This is a genomic window from Halomonas sp. BLK-85, from assembly GCF_044792155.1.
Taxonomy (GTDB): domain Bacteria; phylum Pseudomonadota; class Gammaproteobacteria; order Pseudomonadales; family Halomonadaceae; genus Vreelandella.
Genome location: NZ_CP087731.1, coordinates 2140000 through 2155516, shown reverse-complemented (window position 1 = coordinate 2155516; position 15517 = coordinate 2140000). Strand labels below are relative to the sequence as shown.

General features: G+C 54.7%; 12 protein-coding genes and 2 tRNA genes. 10 read left to right on the top strand and 4 right to left on the bottom strand.

The window, feature by feature from the left end; translation table 11 throughout:
- Window positions 1-134 precede the first annotated feature (134 nt).
- The gene (locus LL947_RS09700; RefSeq protein ID WP_290823296.1) at window positions 135-1166 is read left to right on the top strand and encodes a succinylglutamate desuccinylase/aspartoacylase family protein; all 1032 of its coding nucleotides are present in this window, start codon (window positions 135-137) and stop codon (window positions 1164-1166) included.
- On the opposite strand, the gene dusA is transcribed toward LL947_RS09700, so the two are convergent.
- Window positions 1155-2177, bottom strand: coding sequence for a tRNA dihydrouridine(20/20a) synthase DusA (dusA, locus tag LL947_RS09695; RefSeq protein ID WP_499833059.1), 1023 nt, complete (start codon window positions 2175-2177; stop codon window positions 1155-1157). The genes LL947_RS09700 and dusA overlap by 12 nt on opposite strands.
- A 345-nt stretch (window positions 2178-2522) precedes the next feature.
- On the opposite strand from dusA, the gene LL947_RS09690 reads away from it, so the two are divergent.
- A complete protein-coding gene (locus LL947_RS09690; RefSeq protein WP_499833058.1) occupies window positions 2523-3137 on the top strand; it encodes a hypothetical protein in 615 nt (204 codons plus the stop codon).
- Here LL947_RS09690 and LL947_RS09685 read toward each other — a convergent pair.
- Window positions 3134-3664, bottom strand: a complete 531-nt coding sequence (locus tag LL947_RS09685) for a helix-turn-helix domain-containing protein (RefSeq protein ID WP_499833057.1) — start codon at window positions 3662-3664, stop codon at window positions 3134-3136. The genes LL947_RS09690 and LL947_RS09685 overlap by 4 nt on opposite strands.
- 423 nt (window positions 3665-4087) lie before the next feature.
- Here LL947_RS09685 and gltX point away from each other — a divergent pair, with 423 nt between their 5' ends.
- From gltX to LL947_RS09670, 3 genes are all read left to right on the top strand, one after another.
- Window positions 4088-5569 carry a glutamate--tRNA ligase gene (gltX, locus tag LL947_RS09680; protein ID WP_290823292.1) on the top strand — a complete coding sequence of 494 codons (1482 nt, stop codon included), beginning with the start codon at window positions 4088-4090 and terminating at the stop codon, window positions 5567-5569.
- A 93-nt stretch (window positions 5570-5662) separates the two neighbouring features.
- Window positions 5663-5738, top strand: a tRNA-Ala gene (locus tag LL947_RS09675).
- A 29-nt stretch (window positions 5739-5767) separates the two neighbouring features.
- A tRNA-Glu gene (locus LL947_RS09670) sits at window positions 5768-5843 on the top strand.
- A 408-nt stretch (window positions 5844-6251) separates the two neighbouring features.
- On the opposite strand, the gene LL947_RS09665 is transcribed toward LL947_RS09670, so the two are convergent.
- Both LL947_RS09665 and gltA read right to left on the bottom strand, forming a co-directional pair.
- Entirely contained in the window at window positions 6252-7133 is an 882-nt protein-coding gene (locus tag LL947_RS09665) for an NAD(P)-dependent oxidoreductase (protein ID WP_290823290.1), read from the bottom strand.
- 152 nt (window positions 7134-7285) lie between these two features.
- Window positions 7286-8572 (bottom strand): citrate synthase, encoded by a 1287-nt coding sequence (gltA, locus tag LL947_RS09660; RefSeq protein ID WP_499833056.1) that lies wholly within the window; start codon window positions 8570-8572, stop codon window positions 7286-7288.
- A 548-nt stretch (window positions 8573-9120) separates the two neighbouring features.
- On the opposite strand from gltA, the gene sdhC reads away from it, so the two are divergent.
- The 5 genes from sdhC to LL947_RS09635 all read left to right on the top strand — a co-directional run bounded on the left by sdhC (window position 9121) and on the right by LL947_RS09635 (window position 15508).
- Window positions 9121-9498 carry a succinate dehydrogenase, cytochrome b556 subunit gene (sdhC, locus tag LL947_RS09655; protein ID WP_404413565.1) on the top strand — a complete coding sequence of 126 codons (378 nt, stop codon included), beginning with the start codon at window positions 9121-9123 and terminating at the stop codon, window positions 9496-9498.
- On the top strand, window positions 9492-9839 hold the full coding sequence (gene sdhD / locus LL947_RS09650; protein WP_290823062.1) for a succinate dehydrogenase, hydrophobic membrane anchor protein: 348 nt from the start codon (window positions 9492-9494) through the stop codon (window positions 9837-9839). Before sdhC ends, sdhD begins: the two co-directional genes overlap by 7 nt.
- Window positions 9840-9842: 3 nt before the next feature.
- Window positions 9843-11615 (top strand): succinate dehydrogenase flavoprotein subunit, encoded by a 1773-nt coding sequence (gene sdhA / locus LL947_RS09645; RefSeq protein ID WP_499833055.1) that lies wholly within the window; start codon window positions 9843-9845, stop codon window positions 11613-11615.
- A gap of 27 nt (window positions 11616-11642) precedes the next feature.
- Entirely contained in the window at window positions 11643-12353 is a 711-nt protein-coding gene (locus LL947_RS09640) for a succinate dehydrogenase iron-sulfur subunit (RefSeq protein ID WP_290823060.1), read from the top strand.
- A gap of 320 nt (window positions 12354-12673) precedes the next feature.
- On the top strand, window positions 12674-15508 hold the full coding sequence (locus LL947_RS09635; protein WP_404413562.1) for a 2-oxoglutarate dehydrogenase E1 component: 2835 nt from the start codon (window positions 12674-12676) through the stop codon (window positions 15506-15508).
- The last annotated feature ends 9 nt before the right edge of the window (window positions 15509-15517 follow it).

Below are 15517 nucleotides of genomic sequence, written 5' to 3'. Positions count from 1 at the left end.
CATGATGGGATCAATCGTCATTTTACCCGATTCATCAGGGTTTTACCCGCCAAAGGGGCGTCATTTTCTTCGCCCGCCGGGCCTTCAGGTGTAAGATGATCCAACTCCTGTTTTCATCGTAAGGCAGACCCGATATGGCGAGAGCACCTTTTACATTAGCGGGGAAAACCGTTCGGCCCGGCCAACGGTTGGAAATTGATCTTCCCCTTGCTCGACTATACACCCATACGCAATTGCATATGCCGGTTGAAGTGGTTCATGGCCGCAAGGAAGGGCCGGTGTTGCTGGTATGCGGTGGCATTCATGGCGATGAGATCAATGGCGTGGAAATTGTCCGTCGTTTGTTGCGCTCCAAAGCCATCAACAGCCTGCGGGGCACCCTGATTGCGGTTCCGGTAGTCAACGTCTTCGGTTTCCTGCAGCAGACGCGATACCTGCCTGACCGGCGCGACCTCAACCGCTGTTTTCCAGGCAGTGAATCCGGTTCCCTGGGAGGGCGGATTGCCGCCCTGCTCAGAGAGGAAATTGTTGATGGCGCCACCCATATCATTGATTTGCACACCGGTGCCATTCACCGCACCAACCTGCCGCAGATTCGCGCCCAGTTAAGTACCGGCAGTGAAACCGAACAAATGGCCGATGCCTTTGGGGCGCCAGTGATTCTGAATGCCGAGCTGCGCGAGGGCAGCCTGCGTCATTATGCCCAGAACCGGGGTATTCCCGTGCTGACCTATGAGGCAGGTGAGGCGCTGCGCTTTGATGAATGGGCGATTGCGCCCGGGGTACGCGGCGTGCTGCGGGTAATGCGTCGTCTGGGCATGCTCACAGGCGAGCAGCGCCGCCGGCGTCCTTCTCCTGCTGAGCTGGCCAATGGTTCAAGCTGGGCGCGGGCACCGATTGATGGCATTCTGCGCCCCAAGGTGCGCCTGGGTGCTCGAGTGGCGAAAGGGGAGGTGCTGGGCAAGGTGGCCGACCCCTTTGGTAACGACGAGGACGAGGTGCGCGCCGTCGCTGATGGTATTGTCATCGGCATGAGTCGTTTACCGCTGGCCAACGAGGGGGAGGCCCTGTTTCATATTGCCCGCTTTGATGCCATTGAGGAGGCTGAAACCGCGATTGAGTCATTCAACTCCTCCCTGGAACCGCCGCCGGACTCACTCTATTGAGACAGCGGCCGCCGCTTCTTGCGGCTCGTGCACCAGGCTAAGGGCATCATCATAGATGCGTAAACCGGCGCCTTCCAGATGCGCATGTTCAGACAGGTGGCGGCGGAAACGGCGCCCGCCGGGGCAGCCCTGAAACAGCCCCAGCAGGTGGCGGGTAACATGATTCAGTTTGGCGCCTTCATCCAGGCGCGCCTGGATATAAGGACGAAACGCCTGAGCTGCAGCCAGTCGACTGCTGGCCGGGTCAGCCTGGCCGAAAAAGGTGCTATCCACCCTGGCCAGCAACCAGGGGTTCTGGTAGGCCTCTCTGCCGACCATAACGCTGTCCACCTGGGCTAACTGAGCCTGACAGGCCTCCAGCGTCTTGATGCCGCCATTGATGCCAATATGCAGTTCAGGGTGGCGCTGCTTAAGACGTTGGACGCGTGGATAGTTCAGCGGCGGCACATCGCGGTTCTGTTTGGGAGACAGTCCCTGCAGCCAGGCCTTGCGGGCATGGACGATAAAGGTATCGCAACCCGCATCTGCCACCTGGTGAATAAAATGCTCAAGGTCGGCATCCTCGTCCTGATCATCAATACCGATTCGACACTTCACCGTGACCGGAATCGATACGGCGGCCTGCATGGCCTTGACCGCTGCCGCGACCTTTTCAGGGTGGCCCATCAGGCAGGCGCCGATCAGATTGTTCTGCACCCGATCGCTGGGACAACCCACATTCAGGTTAACCTCGTCGTAGCCCCAGGCTTCGGCAATCGCCGCGCATTCGGCCAGCTCACCGGCATCGGACCCCCCAAGCTGAAGGGCAAGAGGGTGCTCAACCTCGTTGTAGCCCAGAAAACGCTCACGCGGTGAACCATGCAAAATGGCCCCCGTCGTCACCATTTCGGTATATAGCAGTGCACGTTGGGTCAGGGTACGTGCGAATGCCCGGTAATCTCGTGTGGTCCAGTCCATCATCGGGGCTACGGAAAATCGACGAGCAGCACCTGCTGGGCTTATAGATTTCATATCAATCACTTGCATCTTATGACGCCCTATAGAAAGACGGTTTGAGCGCCTCTGGAAAGCTGGCAGGGTACACATGGCGAAATGATCGGTGATACGTCATTGCAACAGGCCACAAGTGGGGTGTTTATTGGCGTGCAATTGTACGCAATAAATACCCTTCAGTACAAAGCTGAACGCCCCTGGCGCCGCGCGTGTCCCCGTCAATTAAACTGGCTCCGGAAAGTTGCTCAATTATTTTCCAATACTTGTACGTGATGTGCCTGTACGCTGGGATGCTAACGGCGTAATGTCATGGCATTATCTATGGGTGTTGCCGTGGCATTGCCAAATTCTGAGGAGGCTTGAATGGCGGTCATCAAAATGCAGTGGCTGGTAATAGGTTTGGTATTGACGTTGTTGGCAGGTTGTGGCGGCTCTGGCGATGAGGAACAGGCCACGTTGGGCAGGGATTATACGACGACGCGCTCTGCTGACGAGGGATCTGACACGTCTTCAGGATCCGAAGGGCAGGCATCGACGGCGACTCAACCCCTGGAAGTGACGGTGGAAGCATCCATGGAGCTGCGCAGTGACCGCCGGATCATTGTGGCCGGTCAGACAAATCTGCCGGTGAGTTCCAATATCAGTGTCATGGTCGAGCGTGAGTTAAGCAGTGTGCGCTGGCGGGAAAGAACGCAGGTTGGAGAGGATGGCCGTTTCCAAGTGGGGCCTCTGGGCCCGGGGAGCGGTTTGCCAGATGGCGGCTATCGCATCAGAGTTGAGCTGATGGAATCCAGTATCCAACCCGAGAATGTGCGTCAGCGAATTGGCCTTCAGGGCGAAAACCTGGCGGGCGACCTTGTTGAACAGTCTCGCCATGGTCTAGGGCAGGTGATCAACTATTCACGCCGTTTCATGATTGGTGCCGAACCCCGTCGGACACAGGATCAAGTCGAAGTTCTGGTCGTTCCCGATACCTAAGCGGCCTTCCAGTGGCATAGCAGGATGGCATGCAGGGTAAGCTCACTATCAGGAAGGGTGTTGAAATACTTCAATTCCCTTTGTCCATCTTCAGATACGAGATAGTGACCCGGTTGGTGGAAAGCCTGTGTGGGCCCCAGTAAGACCAGATCACCTGTTCTCAAGGGAGCAAAATACGTATTGGTGCCGGGTGTGGCCATATAGGCGGGAAACTGCCAGGCAATTTTGACGGGTAGAAAACTGCCATTCACTTCAATCGGGCTGGCATTTATCTGTTTCCAGGGTAACTCCCCTTTGTGTGTCAAAACAGGTAGCGCAGAATGGCTATCGCCTTCAAGCAGGGTGGATAATGAGCAGTTCAGCGCATCCGCCAGGGCCACCAGGCGTTCGTGCCCGATCTGCTTGATAGCACCCGATTCCCAATAGGAAATAGTGACATCGGATACACCAATCTCTCGGGCTAATTCAGCTTTGTTGAGTTCGGCTCTGAGCCTGAGTTCCTTGATGCGGGCGCCTAACGGTTGCATGGGAGTTTCCTATTGAGCACCTGAGAATGCAGGTGAATATTGATGAAACCTGATGGTCTTAACAAGAAATTACGCTGCAGACACGACGCTGCATTAAGGATTCATTAATCAATATGCCAAAGATTAGCTTGGTCTTCTATTATCCATTTTAGTTATTGCTCATGCAGAGTTATCCTGCTCTTGCCCAAAGCTTAGCCTATAAAACGGCAAATCCAACCTCTGATCAGGGTCTGTTGACGTTTCCTGACGGCCGCGACAGAGGCTCTTCTGGTGCAGAGCAAGGCGGTTAGCGATGAAACGTCACCAAGTCTGAACCTTTCAAGCGTTGTTCAGGGTGCGCGCTACAGCTGCCGGTATCTCCATGAACGCGTATAATGCGCCCACGTAAGTCGATCCACTTTGCTGTTTTCCAAGGAAGCCTCCATGACTGTAAGAACTCGTATTGCTCCTTCGCCAACGGGTGACCCCCATGTGGGCACTGCCTATATCGCGTTATTCAATCTCTGTTTTGCCCGTCAGCATGGCGGCCAGTTTGTATTGAGGATAGAGGATACTGATCGCGTGCGCTCTACGGCCGAGTCCGAGCAGATGATCCTTGATTCCATGCGCTGGCTGGGTCTTGAGTGGGATGAAGGCCCCGACGTGGGCGGCCCCCATGGCCCGTATCGGCAAAGTGAGCGGGGGGATATATACGCCCAGTACGCCCAGCAACTGATTGATTCTGGTCATGCGTTCAAGTGCTATCGTACTTCTGAAGAGCTCGATCAATTGCGCGAAGCGCGTAAGGCAGCTGGCATGCATCTGGCACTCAAGCCGTCTGACCTGGCTCTTGACGCTGCAGAAGTGGCACGCCGCGAGCAGGAAGGCTGGCCCCATGTGGTGCGTATGCAAGTGCCCAGTGAGGGTGTCTGCGTGGTGGAGGATATGCTGCGCGGGCGTATCGAGGTGGAGTGGAGTCAGGTTGATGCGCAGATCCTGCTCAAATCCGACGGCATGCCGACATATCACCTGGCCAACGTGGTGGATGATCACCTGATGGGGATTACGCATGTGTTGAGAGGCGAGGAATGGATTAATTCAGCCCCCAAGCACCAGTTACTTTATGAGTACCTTGGTTGGGAGATGCCGGTGCTGTGCCATATGCCGCTGTTGCGCAATCCGGATAAGTCAAAACTGTCCAAGCGCAAGAACCCTACCTCGATCAACTATTACCGGCGCATGGGTTTTCTGCCTCAGGCAGTGACTAATTACCTCGGGCGTATGGGATGGTCCATGCCGGATGAACGTGAAAAGTTCAGCCTGGATGAAATGTTGGCTTCTTTTGACATTCAGCGCGTTTCCTTGGGTGGGCCTGTGTTCGATCTGGAAAAGCTGACCTGGTTGAACGGTGTGTACATCCGCGAGGACCTTGATGATACGGCCTTTCTCCAGGCACTGCGTGAATGGGCATTCAATGAAGACTACGCGCGTCAGATTATTCCCCAGGTCAGACCGCGTGTTGAGACCTTGTCTCAGGTGATGCCATTGGCAGGACATTTTTTTGCCGGTCTACCGGCGATAGATCAGGCGTCGTTTGCATCAGTCAAACTGGAACAGGAAACCCTGGTCAAGCTATTGCAGTTTTTGACCTGGCGCCTGGAGGTTGTTCCTGCCTGGAACAAGGAGTCGCTGCAAGGCGAAGTGCAGCTCCTGGCAGAGCACTTTGAGCTCAAGATGAAAGCCTTTCTTGCGCCGGTGTTTATTGCCATTACAGGCAGTACAACCAGTACCTCTGTTTTGCATGGCATGGTTATTCTGGGGTCCGACATGACACGAGCACGCTTGCGTCATGCCATTGAGGTACTTGGAGGCGTTTCTAAAAAACAGACCAAGCGATTCGAGAAGGAGTTTCGTGATATTGGCTGACCATGGCCTTGATCAGGATCTCAATTAATTGAGTTAAACAGGTTGACTAGGGCGGGGCGGAGAAGTAATATACGTCTCGTCTTCAGGGCATGTGGGGCCTTAGCTCAGCTGGGAGAGCGCAACACTGGCAGTGTTGAGGTCAGCGGTTCGATCCCGCTAGGCTCCACCAAAGACTGCACTCGAAGTCATTGTGTCAACGTCCCATTCGTCTAGTGGTCCAGGACACCGCCCTTTCACGGCGGTAACAGGGGTTCGAACCCCCTATGGGACGCCACTCCTTATCCTGTTTTCAGAGTTAACACACCATCCTTCTCCTTTTTGATGGAACGCCCCTTATCATGTTCTGCAATGATGGCATCTGTCGTCGTTGTGTTGTTACATTCCTGCCGATTAATTTTTCGCTTTATTACTCGAATGATGTGCAATTTGGGCTTGACTTGTCCACTTTTGCTGATCCTTTCTGACTGGTTGTGCACAACCGTCGCAACACTGCCCAGAAAACAGATGCTTGAGCGTAATTCCTTTAAAATCAGTGCTTTATAATAGGTCAAAAATTGATCAATTTAAGGCAAGCCCGCATATAATGGCGATTCTGAGACGTTTTCTAGCGGTTGTGAACAGGGTTATCCACAGAAGGTGTGGAAAAACCCTGTTGTTGCCCGGGGGATAAAAAAGTCAAGTGTTATTCGGGCTTGCGCAGACGTTTCAGTAGCGAGGATGTGTCCCATCTTCCACCGCCCATTGCCTGGACATCGGCATAGAATTGATCGACCAGTGCGGTGACAGGGAGGGTGGCATCGAGACGGCGTGCCTGTGTCAGGCAGATGTCCAGGTCCTTGCGCATCCAGTTGACCGCGAAACCATGTTCGTAATGATCGTCAATCATGGTGGCGTGACGGTTTTCCATCTGCCATGAACCTGCGGCGCCTTGCGAAATGACATCGACCACCTGATGTTGGTCAAGTCCTGCCTGTTCGGCAAAATGCAGGCCTTCTGCCAAGCCTTGAACCAGCCCGGCGATACAGATCTGGTTGACCATCTTGGTCAACTGGCCGCTGCTGGCAGCACCCATCAAGGTGACGGCACGAGCGTAATGCTTAAGAACCGGTCTGACGTGTTCAAAGTGATCAGCGTCGCCGCCGCACATGATGGTCAGGGCACCATTTTCTGCGCCCTGTTGTCCGCCCGAGACAGGCGCATCAAAAAAAGCAATCCCCTTTTCCTGGCAGGCTGTATCCAGTTCCAGCGCAAGGTCTGCAGAGGCCGTGGTGTGATCAACCAGGTAGGTACCGTTCTGCATGCTCTCCAGGACGCCCTGCTCACCGCAGATAACCTCACGTACATCGTTGTCATTGCCGACGCAGACCAATACCAGATCGGCACCCTGAGCGGCTTCTGCAGGCGTGGCATGGGCGCTGCCACCATGTTCTTCCACCCAGCGCTCGGCTTTTTGAGGTGTGCGGTTGTAGACCCGTGCAGTGAGCCCCTGGCGAGACAGGTGCCCTGCCATGGGATAGCCCATTACGCCCAGGCCGATAAAGGCAACAGTAGAAATTGTGCGCATTTCAGCGTCTCCCTAAGTAGTTATGCAGAGTATTTATGCAGAGTATTTATGTAGAGCATTTATGCAGGGTATTGAAGCAAACAAAAGGCCACCCTGAGGTGGCCTTGTTGATCATGCCAGAAAGTACTGGCAGGGTTCGATGGTCGAATCGATCATTTTCTGGGATAGTCACGCTGGTCATAGCCAGTGTAAAGCTGGCGAGGACGACCAATCTTGTAGCTGTCGCTGTGCATCTCGTGCCAGTGCGAAATCCAGCCAATTGTGCGCGATACCGCGAAAATGACGGTAAACATGTTGGTTGGAATGCCCATGGCCTTGAGAATAATGCCTGAATAGAAGTCGACATTCGGATAGAGCTTGCGCTCGATGAAGTATTCGTCTTCCAGGGCAATCTGCTCCAGGCGCTTGGCGATCTTGAGCTGGGGATCATCGGCCAGGCCGAGTTCAGCCAGCACTTCGTCGCAGGTCTCTTTCATGACCTTGGCGCGGGGATCAAAATTGCGATAGACGCGGTGCCCGAAGCCCATAAGTTTAAAGGGGTCGTTCTTGTCTTTTGCCTTGTCAACAAAGCGCTGGATGTTTTCCTCTGAGTCATCGCCTATTTCATCCAGCATGTTCAGAACGGCTTCATTGGCGCCACCATGTGCCGGACCCCAAAGGGCTGCAATACCTGCGCTGATGCAGGCAAACGGGTTGGCACCGGTAGAGCCCGCCAGGCGGACCGTGGAGGTCGATGCGTTCTGTTCATGATCTGCGTGCAGGGTAAAGATACGATCCATGGCCTTGGCACAGACCGGGTTAATCTTGTAGTCCTCGCACGGATTGCTGAACATCATGTAAAGGAAGTTTTCAGCGTAATTGAGGTCATTGCGTGGATAGTTGAACGGCTGGCCGACATTATACTTGTGCGACATGGCCGCTATAGTGGGCATCTTGGCAATCAGGCGAATAGCGCTGATAACCCGATCTTCTTCTTTGGTGATGTCCATGTGGTCGTGATAGAACGCGGCCAGACCACCTACCACACCGCACAGGATCGACATGGGGTGGGCGTCACGGCGAAAGCCCTTGAAAAAGTTGTTGATCTGGTCGTGTACCATGGTGTGGTTACGGATACGCGACTCAAAATCCGTGTATTCTTCTTCGCTTGGCAGCTCACCAAACAACAGGGTGAAGCAGACTTCAACAAAGTTGGACTCGCTGGCCAACTGGTCAATCGGGTAGCCACGATGAAGAAGGATACCTTTTCCACCATCGATGTAAGTGATGGCTGATTGGCAGGAGGACGTAGCCATAAAGCCAGGATCATAAGTGAATAGGCCTTCACTACCCAGGGCACGCACATCAATAACGTCCGGTCCAAGTGATCCGGAATAAATGGGTAAGTCAATTGCCTTGTCCAGGCCATCTACCGTCAGTGTTGCTTTCCTGTCAGCCATGCAGGCCTCCTTTCGAATTCGGTTTGGGGACGTGATGTCATTATTTGGATACCGCGCCGGCGAAAAGGCTTGCCCACTATAGAAGTGTTCGACAGATTGTCAATTAGCCTAAATGCTAGCTACAATAGTACAGGGTTGTTACCTTGAACAATATTTGTATATGATTGTCCTAACTGACGTTCATTGCTCTATTCACCTAGTGCAATCGATTCTTCAGAGCCTTGGTGCGTCATTCCTTGTGGTGACAGACGATGCATCCGAAAAAGTGCATGTCAGTGTTCCAAGAAGCGGTTTACCTGACTACTATAGACATGCTGCATTGCAAAATCGACCGCTCGGAGGCGATTTTTGTTGCACCATGGTCGAGTAACGCTTTTGTTCAGTTTGTCAGCGGGGCATTAGGTTCTTATAATCTGAGTCGCGCGACACCCATGCAGGATGGTGTTCGTGCCCGACTTGGCAACGGCCGAGCCCCTTCCAGCAACCACTGCCCGCTCGGGCCATGCCCGACCAGTCGCAGAGCGGGCCAAGAGAGTGTGTAAAAAGCCGTGAATAGCAAACGACCCGTAAATCTAGATCTTTCTACGATACATTTCCCACTCCCGGCATTGACGTCGATCACACACCGCATTACCGGTGTCATCCTGTTCGTTGGTTTGATCTTTGCCTTCTGGGCGTTGAGTGCATCGCTCTCGTCACCTGCCGGTTTCGATGCGGTCAGCAGCGCGCTGGCCAACAACTTCCTGGCCAAGCTGATTGCCTGGGGACTGTTGTCTGCATTTGCCTTCCATTTTGTTGCCGGTATCAAACACCTGGTAATGGACGCCGATATCGGGGTAACCCTTGAGGGCGGCGAGAAGAAAGCACAGATCACTGTTGTGGTCAGCGCTGTATTGATCATTTTGGCAGGAGTCTGGGTATGGTAACCAATATCACTAGTTTTAGCCGCAGCGGTCTTTCTGATTGGCTGATGCAGCGTGTTTCAGCCGTGGTGATGGCATTCTATGCCGTCTTCCTTGTTGCCTATCTGCTGTTCAATCCGGGGCTTGATTACTACGCCTGGAGTGGTCTGTTCGCGCAGACCTGGATGCGCATCTTCTCGCTGCTGGCGTTTATTTCGCTGTCGGCACATGCCTGGGTCGGTCTCTGGACAGTCACAACCGACTATATCAAGCCGACCAATGTGCGTGTGGGTGTCCAGATGTTCGTCATTCTGGCCATCTTTGCCTTTCTGGTCTGGAGCATTCAAATCCTGTGGGGAGCCTGATACATGTCTAACCTTCGTAGCTTGACATACGACGCTATTATCATCGGTGGTGGTGGGTCCGGCCTGCGCGCTGCCCTGGAACTGGCGAAGTCGGGCAAAAAGACAGCGGTATTGTCGAAAGTTTTCCCGACCCGTTCGCATACGGTTTCTGCCCAGGGCGGTATTACCTGTGCCATTGCATCGTCGGATCCGGATGATGATTGGCGCTGGCACATGTACGACACCGTCAAGGGCGGCGACTATATTGCTGACCAGGATGCGGCCGAATATATGTGCTCCGAGGGCCCGAAAGCGGTATTTGAACTGGAACACATGGGACTACCGTTCTCACGCTTTGACAACGGCCGTATTTACCAGCGCCCGTTTGGCGGTCAGTCGAAAAATTTTGGTGAAGGCGGCCAGGCCGCACGTACCTGCGCAGCCGCTGACCGGACGGGTCATGCGCTTTTGCATACGCTTTATCAGAACAACCTGAAGAATAACACCACCTTCCTGAATGAGTGGTACGCGGTTGATCTGGTCAAGAACAGTGAAGGCGATGTGGTGGGCTGTATTGCCATGTGCATCGAGACTGGCGAGGTTGTTCAGGTCAAGTCCAAGGCGACAGTGCTGGCAACCGGTGGCGCTGGCCGTATCTATGCGTCGACAACCAATGCGCTGATCAACACCGGTGACGGTATTGGTATGGCGTTGCGTGCCGGTTTCCCGATGCAGGACATGGAAATGTGGCAGTTCCACCCGACCGGCATCTACGGTGCAGGTACCCTGGTAACTGAGGGTTGCCGTGGTGAGGGTGGTTATCTGATCAACAAGGACGGCGAACGCTTCATGGAGCGTTATGCGCCGAACGCCAAGGACCTGGCGGGTCGTGATGTAGTCGCACGTTCGATGGTCATGGAAATTATCGAAGGGCGTGGTTGTGGCGACAAGGGTGACCACGTGTTCCTGAAGCTGGATCACCTGGGTGAAGATGTACTGGGCAAGCGCTTGCCGGGTATCGTTGAGCTATCCAAGACCTTCGCGCATGTTGACCCGGCCAAGGACCCGATTCCCGTCGTGCCGACCTGCCATTACATGATGGGCGGTATTCCGACCAACGTGCATGGTCAGGCAATCATGCAGGACGAAAGCGGCAACGATCAGATCGTCAACGGCCTCTATGCCTGTGGCGAAGCGGCTTGTGTATCAGTTCACGGTGCCAACCGTCTGGGCGGTAACTCACTGCTGGATCTGGTGGTATTTGGCCGTGCAGCGGGCATGTTCATAGAGAGCGCGCTGAATGAAGGTGTCGAGTACCTGGACGCCAGCGAGTCGGATATCGAGTTTGCCATGAAGCGCATGAGCCGCTGGAATGAGTCTGAAGGTGGCGAAACCGTTCCCGCACTGAAAGCTGAGCTTCAGGAAATCATGCAGAACTCCTTTGGTGTGTTCCGTGAAGAGAAGAACATGCAGGAAGGGGTTCAGAAGCTGGCCGATCTGCGCAATCGTATCGATAATGCCTACTTGCCTGACAAGTCGAACGCTTTCAACACGGCCCGTGTCGAAGCACTTGAGCTGGACAACCTGATGGAAGTGGCAGAAGCGACTGCGATTGCTGCACTGGAGCGTAAGGAAAGCCGTGGCGCCCATTCGCGTTACGACTTCCCGGATCGTGATGACGTCAATTGGTTGAAGCACTCTCTTTACTGCCCGGCGACCAAACAGCTCAAGAAGCGTGACGTCAACTTCAAGCCAAAGACCGTTGATACGTTCGAACCCAAGGTTCGTACCTACTAATCTCCGCACTGAAAAGAGGGAGTCATTATGTCCAATCTACAGGTATCCATATACCGCTATAACCCGGAAACGGACTCCGCACCTTACATGCAGGAATTTCAGGTCGACACCAAGGGGCGGGATCTCATGGTGCTGGACGTTCTGCATATGATGAAAGAGCAGGACAACGGCCTGGCTTTCCGTCGCAGCTGCCGCGAAGGTGTCTGCGGTTCCGATGGCATGAACATGAACGGTAAGAATGGCCTGGCCTGCATCACGCCTCTTTCGGATGTGATCAAGGGTAACAAGCTGACCCTGCGCCCGCTGCCGGGCCTGCCGGTCATTCGCGATATGGTTGTGGACATGAGCCTGTTCTACAAGCAATACGAGCGTATACAGCCGTATCTGCAGAACGATGAGCCCGCGCCTGCCATTGAGCGTCTGCAGTCACCTGAAGATCGTGACAAGCTGGACGGGCTATATGAGTGCATCCTGTGTGCCTGCTGCTCGACGTCATGCCCATCCTTCTGGTGGAATCCGGACAAGTTCGTTGGCCCCGCCGGCTTGCTTCAGTCCTATCGTTTTCTGGCAGACTCGCGGGACAACGCTACTGAGCAGCGTCTTAGTGAACTCGAAGATCCTTTCTCCGTGTTCCGTTGCCGCGGTATCATGAACTGTGTTGCAGTGTGCCCGAAAGGTCTGAACCCGACCCGTGCGATTGGTAAAATCCGCGACATGCTGCTGGCGGATGCCACCTGAGTGTCATAAAAAAGCCTATGCCACTTAAGTTGCGCATCAATGCTACTTAAATAGTGACGCTTCAGTTGTTATCATAGGGCAAGTCAGCTGGTGCGGCAGGGAGTCGCACCACTGGCCAGCCAGGTTTAAAAGCCGGTGCTTAAAGTACCGGCTTTTGAGCATGGACTGTTCAGAAACAGGAACGCGAGTAACAGTAACAGGGTTTCCGGCCACGGCCGGTGCCGCCGGCAAATGTTCCGCCCCGCCGGCAGGGCTATAGCGTTGTCGTCGCATGGTGTGGCGGCACCGATACCACCCCATCAGTGCAGGGTGACCGAGAGATGCAACAAGGCATAATGGAGTTGATGTGGCGTTCTTCGCACGTAAGTGGCGGCAATGTTCACTACGTGGAAGCGCTTTACGAGCAGTACCTCGACGATCCCAATGCTGTCCCTGACGAGTGGCGCGATTATTTTGATTCGCTCCCTCGCCCCGAGGGCAGTGCCTCCCACGATGTACCCCTAAGCCCGATACGTGATCAGTTCTACCAGCTCGGCCGCGAGACGCGTCCGGGTCGTGTTGCTGCGGCAACCGATAACGGTGAGAACAAGAAGCAGGTTAAAGTCCTGCAGCTGATCAACGCCTATCGCTTCCGGGGCCATCAGAAGGCCAATATTGACCCGCTAGGACTGCGAAATCCCACCCCCGTCCCCGATCTTGATCTTTCCTTCCACCAGCTTTCCAAAGCTGATCTGGACGTCGAGTTTCAGACAGGTTCCTTTTTTCTGGGTATCGACAAAGCCCCGTTGCGCGACATCGTAGACGCTCTTGAGCGCACCTACTGCCGCTCAATAGGCTGCGAGATCATGCACATTGTCGACACCGAGGAAAAACGCTGGTTGCAGCGCCGCTTTGAGTCGGTGCGTAGCGCTCCGGCTTTCAGTGAGGAAACGCGCAAGCATGTGCTGGAACGTCTGACGGCCGCCGAAGGGCTGGAAAGCTATCTGGCCTCGAAGTACCCGGGTACCAAACGTTTTGGTCTGGAGGGCGGTGAGTCTTTCATTCCCATGGTGGATGAGCTGATTCAGCGAGCCGGCGGATACGGCACCAAAGAGGTCGTCATCGGCATGGCCCACCGTGGCCGTCTTAACCTGCTGGTCAATATCCTGGGCAAGAATCCTGCCGATCTGATTGATGAATTCGACGGCAAGAAGGTCATCGAGCGTGGCTCGGGTGATGTCAAATATCACCAGGGTTTCAGTTCCAATGTGATGTCGCCGGGCGGCGAAGTTCATCTGGCGCTGTCGTTTAACCCGTCACACCTTGAAATTGTTTCACCTGTCGTGGAAGGCTCGGTGCGTGCCCGTCAGGATCGCCGTAATGATCCAAGCGGCGAGAAAGTCCTGCCAATCAGTGTGCATGGCGATGCTGCCTTCGCTGGCCAGGGTGTGGTGATGGAGACATTCCAGATGTCCCAGACCCGCGCCTACAAGACGGGCGGTACCGTCCACATCGTCATCAATAACCAGGTGGGCTTTACTACTTCCCATCCGCTGGATGCGCGTTCGACAGAGTACTGCACCGATATTGCCAAGATGGTGCAATCGCCGATTTTCCATGTTAACGGCGATGATCCGGATGCAGTCCTGCATGCGACTCAGGTCGCACTCGACTACCGTCATCAGTTCAAGAAGGACGTGGTGATTGACCTTGTCTGCTATCGCCGCCGGGGTCATAACGAAGCCGATGAGCCTTCCGGCACCCAGCCGATGATGTATTCCAAGATCAAGGATCATCCGTCTTCTCGCAGCGTCTATGTCGAGCGTCTGATCAAGGAGGGTGTGGTCACTGAGGATGACACCAAGGCGATGATGGAAAAGTACCGTGAAGACCTGATGGCAGGCAATCACGTTGCTAATGCTCTGGTGCAGGAGCCCAATACATCGCTGTTTGTGGACTGGGCGCCCTATATCGGTCATGAATGGAGTGGTAACGCCGATACGTCTTTCGATATGAAGCGTCTGCAGCGTCTTGCCGCCAAGATGTGTGATATTCCGGATGGCATTGATGTTCAGCGTCAGGTGGCCAAGATCTACCAGGATCGCCGCAAGATGCAGGCCGGTGGTCTGGCGCTCAACTGGGGCTTTGCGGAAACACTGGCCTATGCCACCTTGCTGGATCAGGGGCACCCGGTGCGTATTACCGGTCAGGATGTCGGGCGGGGCACTTTCTCACACCGTCACGCCGTGGTTCATAACCAGAAAGATGGCAACACCTATGTGCCATTGCAGAATATGGCAGAAGGGCAGCCAGCGTTTACCATCCATGACTCCTATCTGTCTGAGGAAGCCGTGCTGGCCTTCGAGTATGGGTATGCCACCACAGCGCCTAACGATCTGGTGATCTGGGAAGCGCAGTTTGGTGATTTCTTCAACGGCGCTCAGGTCGTGGTCGACCAGTTCATTTCTTCAGGTGAGACCAAGTGGGGCCGCCTGTGTGGGTTGACCATGTTGCTTCCACACGGCTACGAAGGCCAGGGGCCGGAACACTCTTCGGCACGCCTGGAGCGCTTCCTGCAAATGTGTGCCGAGCACAACATGCAGGTGTGTGTTCCGACCACGCCGGCACAGATCTTCCATCTGCTACGCCGTCAGGTGATTCGCCCACTGCGTAAGCCACTGGTCGTCATGTCGCCGAAATCGTTGCTGCGCCATAAGGAAGCCACGTCCAGTCTTGAAGATCTGGCAAAAGGCAAGTTCCAGATGGTCTTGCCCGATCAGGCGGGTCTGGATGCCGAGAAGGTCAAGCGTGTCATCCTGTGTTCTGGCAAGGTCTACTATGATCTGGCGGCCTGGCGCAGTGAAAACGAACGCCAGGATACGGCTATTATGCGTCTGGAACAGCTGTATCCGTTCCCGAAAGAAGAGCTGCTGGCAGCGCTTCAGGTGTATGCGGGGATTGAAGATATTGTCTGGTGCCAGGAAGAGCCACTCAACCAGGGGGCCTGGTATTCCAGCCAGCACCATATGCGTGCTGTTGCTGAGATGCTCAAGGAAGGTCTGGGGGGCAGACTGAAATTTGCCGGACGTCCCGCATCTGCTGCACCCGCGGCAGGCTATATGTCCGTTCACACTGAACAGCAACGCCAGCTGGTGGAAGACGCCTTTAACGAATAAGCGCCCACC

What these genes read in the sequence shown, in the direction of transcription:
- sdhD (WP_290823062.1), top strand. Translation starts at nt 9,492, where the DNA reads ATGGTAACCAATATCACTAGTTTTAGCCGCAGCGGTCTTTCTGATTGG.
- gltX (WP_290823292.1), top strand. Translation starts at nt 4,088, where the DNA reads ATGACTGTAAGAACTCGTATTGCTCCTTCGCCAACGGGTGACCCCCAT.
- gltA (WP_499833056.1), bottom strand. Translation starts at nt 8,572, where the DNA reads ATGGCTGACAGGAAAGCAACACTGACGGTAGATGGCCTGGACAAGGCA.
- dusA (WP_499833059.1), bottom strand. Translation starts at nt 2,177, where the DNA reads ATGAAATCTATAAGCCCAGCAGGTGCTGCTCGTCGATTTTCCGTAGCC.
- LL947_RS09640 (WP_290823060.1), top strand. Translation starts at nt 11,643, where the DNA reads ATGTCCAATCTACAGGTATCCATATACCGCTATAACCCGGAAACGGAC.
- LL947_RS09700 (WP_290823296.1), top strand. Translation starts at nt 135, where the DNA reads ATGGCGAGAGCACCTTTTACATTAGCGGGGAAAACCGTTCGGCCCGGC.
- LL947_RS09635 (WP_404413562.1), top strand. Translation starts at nt 12,674, where the DNA reads ATGCAACAAGGCATAATGGAGTTGATGTGGCGTTCTTCGCACGTAAGT.
- LL947_RS09665 (WP_290823290.1), bottom strand. Translation starts at nt 7,133, where the DNA reads ATGCGCACAATTTCTACTGTTGCCTTTATCGGCCTGGGCGTAATGGGC.
- LL947_RS09690 (WP_499833058.1), top strand. Translation starts at nt 2,523, where the DNA reads ATGGCGGTCATCAAAATGCAGTGGCTGGTAATAGGTTTGGTATTGACG.
- sdhA (WP_499833055.1), top strand. Translation starts at nt 9,843, where the DNA reads ATGTCTAACCTTCGTAGCTTGACATACGACGCTATTATCATCGGTGGT.
- LL947_RS09685 (WP_499833057.1), bottom strand. Translation starts at nt 3,664, where the DNA reads ATGCAACCGTTAGGCGCCCGCATCAAGGAACTCAGGCTCAGAGCCGAA.